This window comes from Ruegeria sp. (genome assembly GCF_028066395.1).
Taxonomy (GTDB): domain Bacteria; phylum Pseudomonadota; class Alphaproteobacteria; order Rhodobacterales; family Rhodobacteraceae; genus Ruegeria.
In genome coordinates, this window is record NZ_JALCBM010000108.1 from 1 (window position 1) to 7,771 (window position 7,771).

Here is a 7,771-nt window from a genome sequence, read left to right on the forward strand (position 1 = left end):
TTCCTACGCCGCCCTTATGGTTTGCTATAGCTATTACTTTCAACTCTTAACGCTCTCCTTCTAAAAGTTATATCAATTAATCAATCCTATATCAAGACAAATATGGTTTAATTCAAAGCTTTAAATAAACACAAGCGGGATAGATTTTTGGTTAACATTCTCTTAACATTGATTTAACTATATAAAAATCATATAATATGCAGGCAACGGCATAAAAAAAGCCGCCGAAGCTTTAGCGATTTGCTTAAAACAACGGCGGCAACCGGAAGGTGGAACATTTCTAATGATACCCTTTCTGGCTTTTAAATGTCAAGCTTTTTGATGTTCGTTAAGAGCAAACCGGTGTTTTGCTAGGGGAACAAAGTGTCTGGGCCAAAACAAGACAAAACAAAGATAGTTCAAATATGGGGTGAAATCCTTGATGAAGGATTCACAAGTGTTCCAAATATCCTCCTAAGATATAGGTCCAAGATAGGACTAAAGCCAAAGCATATAATGCTTATAATCGACATAATGTCCTACAAGTGGGACGCGGGATACCCTTTCCCAAGTTATGCAACCTTATCACAAAGATCTGGTGTCGAAGAAAGGAGTGTTAAGAGAATAACTCAAGATCTAGAAGAACTTGGTTTGCTTGTAAAAACACCTAGGTTTGACAGTGAAACTGGGGCACAGGTAACAACGGTTTTTGATTTTAGGCCTTTAGTGACAAAGCTTATAGAAGAATTAAACAAGGATAACGAAGCTCCGGATAAAACTACAAACATTACAGATTCAAATAACCAAAAACTCTCCACACCTAAAAAAAAAGTCAATAAAAACAGTATAGTAGGGGATGACAGAAATGTCATGGGGGAGGGTGACAAAAATGTCACCCGGGGGGTGACAGAATTAGCACTGGGGGGGGTGACAAAAATGTCACCCAAAGAATACACAAGTAATAATAAGATAATTAGTAAACGAACCCCCGTGCAAAACAGTTCTTATAATAAGACCAAAAATGGTTCTCAAAAAAGCAACAAAAAAAACAGGGTTAGTAAAGATTTTAGAGATGCAATTTTTAGAAATAGAATATTTGAGATATACGACAATCTCCACGATTTAAAACCAACCAAAGAACTAGTTGAAGAAGGAATACAGAGAGCTTGTAAAGATTTAATTGTAAATAGAGCAAAAGACTTTGAAAAATCTGGAATCGATATTGATATCAAAACGCTTATAAAAAAGGTGAAGAAAGAATTTCCCTACAACGACATTCCAGATGACCAGAAAAGAGCTAGAAATTTTTACACTTCCACCATATGCAACCTGGTTTCTGAATCTGCTTCAGATCTTTTTATTGATAAACACTAAACCGTAGAAACTGTTGACTTTTATCAGTATCAATTTAATATAACTTTCCACAAAAATATAATATAGGGGGAGATATACATGGCTAGTAATATCCCAGGCACAGAAGAAGCGCGGGAAGTCCTTAAGAAACACAAAATAGTTATCGCCGGAGTTGGCGAAACTGAGCAGGGCAAAATTCCCGATCGCAGTTCTTTTCATTTCCTATCACAAGCTTCAAAATTAGCAATTGAAGACGCAGGAATCAAAAAAACGGATGTAGACGGATTAGTAACAGCATTCTCTTTGGTGGAGCACACATTCATGCACTGCACCACTTTTGCTGATTACTTTGGTATGAAACCAAAATTCTTTTCCTCAGTTGCAGTAGGTGGAGCAACAGCAGTATGGATGGCCGCCGAGGCCGCAATGGCAATTGCTTCAGGGCAGGCAGAGGTAGTTCTTTGTGTAAGAGGTGACAACACACTATCAGGGATATCTTCCTCCGGTATGTTGGCTCTTATTAGAGAAATGTGCCACGGTGAGTTTGAGTTTCCTTATGGACTTACAACTCCAGGCGGATACGCACTTGCAGCTCAGAGATATTTGCATGATTTCGGCGCTACAAGAGAGCAGCTCGCCGCAGTAGCGGTAACAATGAGAAAACACGCTGCAATGAAAGAAAACGCAATGAACAAAGAACCTCTAACAGTGGAAGAGGTTGTAAATTCAAGAATTATTGCTGAGCCTCTTACTAAATATGATTGTTCAATCATTTCAGACGGAGGCGCTGCGTTTATCGTAACAACAGAAGAAAAAGCAAAAGAGCTTGGTATTGAAAACGACCTTGCCTATTTGCTCGGAATGGGTCAAGGATACTCACACCAGTACATGACCACACTTGAAAATCTAGATCAAATTTATAACGCAATTAACACTTCAGGCCAAAAAGCGTTTCAGACCGCAGGGCTTGGCGTAGATGATGTAGATGTAGCTTTCCTATATGACTGTTTCACAATCACGGTTCTTTTAGAGCTTGAAGGTTTGGGATTTGTCCCCAAAGGAGAGGGTGGCCCATTTGCGTTAGAAGGCCGTATGGAAATCGGAAAAGATCTTCCTGTTAATACACATGGAGGACTTCTTTCTCAGGCTCATCTTGGAGCAATGCACCACGTTGTAGAGGCAACTCTTCAGCTAAGAGGCGATGCGGGACCAAGGCAGGTAGAAAAACCAGAGGTTGCTCTTGTACATGGCAACGGTGGCATCGTATCTGCTCACAGTACAATACTATTGGGGAAAGAGCCCCTCTCATAAGAAAAAGGAGATTATGAAAAATGGCTGAAGAAAAAACATATAACAAACCGCTTCCGGATTTTCGCCCGGAAACAAAACCATACTGGGAAGGAGCTAAAAACCACGCACTTGTTCTTCCTAGATCAAAAGAAACAGGGAAGTTCTTCTTTTATCCACGTGCTGTATCCCCAGGAGACGATATGTCGGAAGATATAGAGTGGGTAGAGGCAAGCGGTAAAGGAAAAGTATGGACATACGCTATTCATCACATGGGTCCTTCAAAAGCTTACAAAGGAGAGCCCCCATATGTGGTTGCTCTTATTGAACTTGAGGAAGGCGTTAAAATGATGAGCAATGTAGTTGATGTAGACGTTAACGATGTTCATGTGGGAATGGATGTTGAAGTTGTTTATGATGACGTTACTGACGAAGTAACCTTACCGAAGTTTAAACCTGTATAAAAAAATAGGAAGCTAGCAGCTTCAATCTTGAAAATAACAACACGACCTGGCCTCAAAGCCGGGTCGTGTATATAACTTAAATCGGAAGGAGATCATAAAAATGGCAGAGGATACAAGAGTTTTTTATGAGGATTTAGAAGTAGACGCTGAGCACAAAAGCACGGGACGTACTATTACAGAAACTGACGTAGTCAGCTTTGCTGGATTATCTGGCGATTTTAATAATATGCATATTGATGAAGAGTTTGCTCAGAAAACTGTCTTTAAAGGTAGAGTAGCTCACGGTCTATGTGTTTTGTCCGTAGCTTCAGGTCTTTGGTTTACAATGCCTCGTTTAGCAACTATTGCTTTTATGGGTCTTGAGGACTGGAGATTCTCAGGTGCTGTTAAATTCGGCGACACAATCCACATTACCCGTAAACTGGTTGAGAAAAGAGAGCACAAAAGGCCAAATATGGGCTTTCTTATTTTTGAAGTCCTTGTACACAACCAAAATGGAGATGTTGTACAGAAGGGTAAATGGGTAATTTTGGTACAAAGAAGGGAAGGGGAGTAATTCCCATATAACCCCCTTTTTGGGCTAAATATATCTAAAATTTGTATAAAATCGGCTTTTTAAAGCCTTAATTTGACTAAGATACCCCGATCATTGAATAATTTTATTTTTTGATCGGGGTTTTTTCTATAATTTATGCCTAAATTCTAAAAAATTAGCTTGACATGTCTATGCCAAGTGTGATAAATCCTATTTCATAGCAAAAAACTTTGTGGAAGGTGGAAAGTCCACAAAAAACTCCACAAGTAAAAACAAACTTTAAGGAGGTATGGAGAGAAATGGCAATAGATATGTTGCTTGGTTACGTTTTGTTGCTAGTAGGTTTCGTATTTTTCTGTAACGGTATGACCGTTCTAGGAAAAACAGGAGCCAAGGAAGTAGGAGTATTAAACTTTGCAGTTGGTGTACTTATCCTGATCGCAGCTTGGCAGTTACATGGTGAAGGCCTAACTGCTGCTACAGCACTAGTTTCCGTGTTTGCCCTGATTTATTTCATGGTTGCAGGAATCTTTATTCATGGATATGACGCTAAAGGTCTTGGATGGTATTGCTTGTTTGCCACAATAGTATTTATTTGGTACGGCTACCACTTCTATGGACTAGAAGCTGCAATCCCTGGCATGATGTACTATGCTCTATTCTGCTGGGCATGGGCATTGCTTGTGTTCTTAGCTTTCTTAGTATTCTCTCTAGGAAAAGCTGTTGCACCTGCAGTTGCTTGGTTGTTCCTAATTGAAGCGTTTCTAACACTTCTAATTCCTGGAATGATGCTTCTCACAGGAAAATGGGGACCAGTTACAGCAGTTAGTGCTGGTGGATAATAATTTAAACAATATTTATAAAAGAGTTTGAATACCAAAGAGGGTTATGGACTTAGAGCCGTAACCCTCTTTTTTTATTTTCTGGGGTTTTTGTATATAATATTGGGGCAAATCAAAGTAAGCCGGAGGAGTTAATAATGAGAGACGTATATATTCTAGGTGTCGGAACAACCGCTTGCGGAAGATTCCCAGATAAACCTGCGCACGTGTTAGGCCGCGAAGCCGCATGGGCCGCTATAAAGGACGCGGGTATTCATCCAAGAAAAATTGAGATCGCTTTCTGCGGACACGTGTATCAGGGAATGGGAGTAGGGCAGAGAACTCTTAAAGAAATAGGACTTGTGGGACAGCCTACGATTAACGTTGAGGGAGCATGCGGAAGCGGAACCCTCTCTTTTTGGGAAGCATGGAGAACTATTGCATACGGACAATATGATATAGCTCTAGCATTGGGAATAGAGAACCTAAGCCGAGTATTGTCGGGCGGACCACTGCCACTTGAAGAAGATGATATTGAGGTAGCCCTGGGAATGGGAATGCCGGGCTTATATGCTATGAGAGCAAAGAGATATATGATGGAATACGATGTTTCAATGGAGCAGCTTGCAAAAGTAGTTGTAAAAAGCCGTCACCATGCATCGCTTAACCCACTTGCACAATATAATAAAGAAATGACTATCGAAGAAGTGCTTGATTCACCAATGATAGCAGATCCTCTCACGCGTAACATGTGTTGCCCTGTGGGAGACGCATCAGCTGCAGCTGTGCTTTGTTCAGCAGATCTTGTAGACAAGCTAGCAACCAAAACTCCAATCAAAGTTTTGGGCTGTGTTGCTCAATCAGGAAAGTACTCAAGCTCAACCGGTTTAACGTGCGATCCGTCAGAGAACGTTATGAGAACCTCAAAACTTGCTTATGAAATGGCAGGGGCAGGTCCGGAGGATATGGACGTGGCCGAGATACATGACGCTTTCTCAATTGCTGAGATGATGGTTTATGAAGCGCTTGGGTTCTGTGAGAAAGGCGAGGGCGCAAAACTGATAGAGGACGGGAGCACCTGGATAAACAGCGGCGGCGTTGCTGTTAACCCTGGAGGAGGACTTCTTTCCAGGGGTCACCCTGTAGGAGCAACCGGGCTTCTTCAGACTGCGGAAATAGTATGGCAGTTAAGAGGAGAGGCGGGGAAACGCCAGCAGGAAGATGCTAAATTAGGGGTAATAGAAACAATGGGCGGTGCTCAGCCTTCAATGGATGGCATTACCTGTGTAGTAAGCGTATTAGGTAAGTAAACTTTAAAATAGAAATAAAATAGCCTATAACTAAAAAGGGGGTGAATTTTTCACCCCCTTTTTTATTGGGACTTTTTATGAGCAATTTAAAAGAGAACGCAAAACAGTTTGTGGACATGATCCTGTCTTCTTCTAATCTAGTAGCTATGACTGGAGCAGGAATAAGTACAGAATCCGGAATTCCTGATTACCGTTCCCCTGGCTCTGGGCTCTGGGAAAAAATGGATCAGTCAGTAGTATCTCTCAGCGGTTTTATTGAAAAACCATCTCGCTATTATGACTATTCGCTTGAGCTCTATCCGATCAGAAGAGCCGCAAAACCAAATCCTGGTCATGATTTGCTGGCCGAGCTTGAAAATAGAGAGATCTTAAAAGGCATCATCACTCAAAACGTAGATGGGCTACATCAAGATGCAGGATCTGGAGAAGTTCATGAGCTTCATGGCTCCCTAAGGCAGGCGGTATGTATGGATTGCTCTGTCCTACAATCTATGGATGAGGCTATGGAAAGGGTTCTTTCCGGGCAGAATCCACCACTTTGCCAGGAGTGTGGAGGGGTTTTGAAGCCCAATGCAGTATTTTTTGGGGAGGCTCTACCAGTTAGGCCCTGGGAACGCTCGGTTGAACTATCTCGTAATGCAGATCTCTTTATTGCCATAGGATCTTCTTTGTTGGTTTCTCCGGCTAATACACTGCCAGATATAGCCATTAGGAACGGATCAAAGATAATTGTATTAAATAACACACCTACGCCCTTTGATGGGGAGGCAGAGCTTCTCGTAAGAGACCAAATTGGTGAGTTTTCATCAGTAGTTATGGAAATTTTGAGTGCTAAAAATAGTTAAAATATACCTTTTGAAGACTCATTTTTTCAAAATTAAGCCCACAACTTAATTTTTTTTCATTTTCTGAAAAAAACCTATTGACAAGTGCCCCTAATCTTTGATATAACTAGTGGAGATGGGGTATTAGACGTAACTGGGATCAAGACAATATTTAAATATTTTATTTAAATAATCGAAGTGACCACTGCGTTATTCCTCTAGGGTTGGCGACAATCCGGTTAAAATCTATATTAGGAGGTTTGTACTTATGCCAAGTCATCTTAATGTCCCAACGAAGTATTGGGAACTTACATCGGAGGTTCCACCACCTCCAATAGAGAGAGACATCAACACATGGATTATTGCTAATCCATCAGATCCACTATGGGATATTGATGTTCTTCCTCTAACATACACCGACAGCCGCTGGTCTGCATTTGTTGTTAGAGCAGATGAGGCTACAAGGCGTCGTCTTCTTCCAAACCCACCACTAGAGCCATGGGATGGAGAAGATGCAGATTTATGCGAGTACTGGTATGTTGAGCATAAAAACACAATGTTAGGACCATATCTTGAGTGGGGACTAACAATTTCTGCAACATACAAAGACCCTAAAGGTAACGTATGGAAAGCTGGTTACTATCCATATATGTACCTAACCGGAGATGCCCCAGTTGATGCTGGTCGTGTTCTTGGTTTCCCTAAAAAGATGTCATACATCAGAATAACCACACACGGCGGAGAAAAAGGAACCGACTTCTTTGGTTTTGCTATGTCTCGTAACGGTTACCTAATTCACAGTGCAACAGGTCAGTTTGACGATAAACCAGTTAAACCTCCATACTTCTACGGTAAAACAGATTGTGGTAAATTTAATATGAAAGTTATCACCAGACCTGACGTTTCCAGTTCTGAGTGGCAGCTAACATATCTACCATCAGAGTTACCTGCAGCATTTAATGTTAAAGGCCATCGTTTCCAGATCAAGCCTGAACATACAAGAACAGCTTCTAGCGATGCTATTAACTGGTTCCAGCAGGCTACCCCATTTGATAACTTGGGCGCTGAATTTAAAGTTCAAGAAGTTACAGGTTGTATTTCCTTTGTATTTGACCTCATTATTCCTCCAGCAGTTGTTCTCTGGACAGAAACATATGAGCGTCCTGCTAGCTACAGAGGATATGCTACTCCATATAAA

8 protein-coding genes are annotated in these 7,771 nt (G+C 41.1%); all 8 read left to right on the forward strand.

The window, feature by feature from the left end; genetic code table 11:
* The first annotated feature begins 363 nt into the window (after positions 1-363).
* Positions 364-1,353, forward strand: a complete 990-nt coding sequence (locus MPJ51_RS20945; RefSeq protein ID WP_298390864.1) for a helix-turn-helix domain-containing protein — start codon at positions 364-366, stop codon at positions 1,351-1,353.
* A gap of 78 nt (positions 1,354-1,431) precedes the next feature.
* Positions 1,432-2,643, forward strand: a complete 1,212-nt coding sequence (locus MPJ51_RS20950) for a thiolase family protein (protein WP_298390866.1) — start codon at positions 1,432-1,434, stop codon at positions 2,641-2,643.
* Between the two features lie 20 nt (positions 2,644-2,663).
* Complete coding sequence (locus MPJ51_RS20955) at positions 2,664-3,083, forward strand: OB-fold domain-containing protein (RefSeq protein WP_298390868.1); 420 nt, start codon at positions 2,664-2,666, stop codon at positions 3,081-3,083.
* Positions 3,084-3,183: 100 nt separating this feature from the next.
* Positions 3,184-3,639 carry a MaoC/PaaZ C-terminal domain-containing protein gene (locus MPJ51_RS20960; RefSeq protein ID WP_298390870.1) on the forward strand — a complete coding sequence of 152 codons (456 nt, stop codon included), beginning with the start codon at positions 3,184-3,186 and terminating at the stop codon, positions 3,637-3,639.
* Between the two features lie 278 nt (positions 3,640-3,917).
* The gene (locus MPJ51_RS20965) at positions 3,918-4,460 is read left to right on the forward strand and encodes an AmiS/UreI family transporter (protein ID WP_298390872.1); all 543 of its coding nucleotides are present in this window, start codon (positions 3,918-3,920) and stop codon (positions 4,458-4,460) included.
* 137 nt (positions 4,461-4,597) lie between these two features.
* Complete coding sequence (locus tag MPJ51_RS20970; RefSeq protein ID WP_298390874.1) at positions 4,598-5,749, forward strand: thiolase family protein; 1,152 nt, start codon at positions 4,598-4,600, stop codon at positions 5,747-5,749.
* A gap of 77 nt (positions 5,750-5,826) precedes the next feature.
* Positions 5,827-6,594: an NAD-dependent protein deacylase gene (locus MPJ51_RS20975; protein WP_298390876.1), complete on the forward strand. Its 768-nt coding sequence runs from the start codon at positions 5,827-5,829 to the stop codon at positions 6,592-6,594.
* Between the two features lie 247 nt (positions 6,595-6,841).
* Positions 6,842-7,771 (forward strand): acetoacetate decarboxylase family protein (locus tag MPJ51_RS20980; RefSeq protein WP_298390878.1); only part of this gene is annotated, 930 nt, incomplete at its 3' end.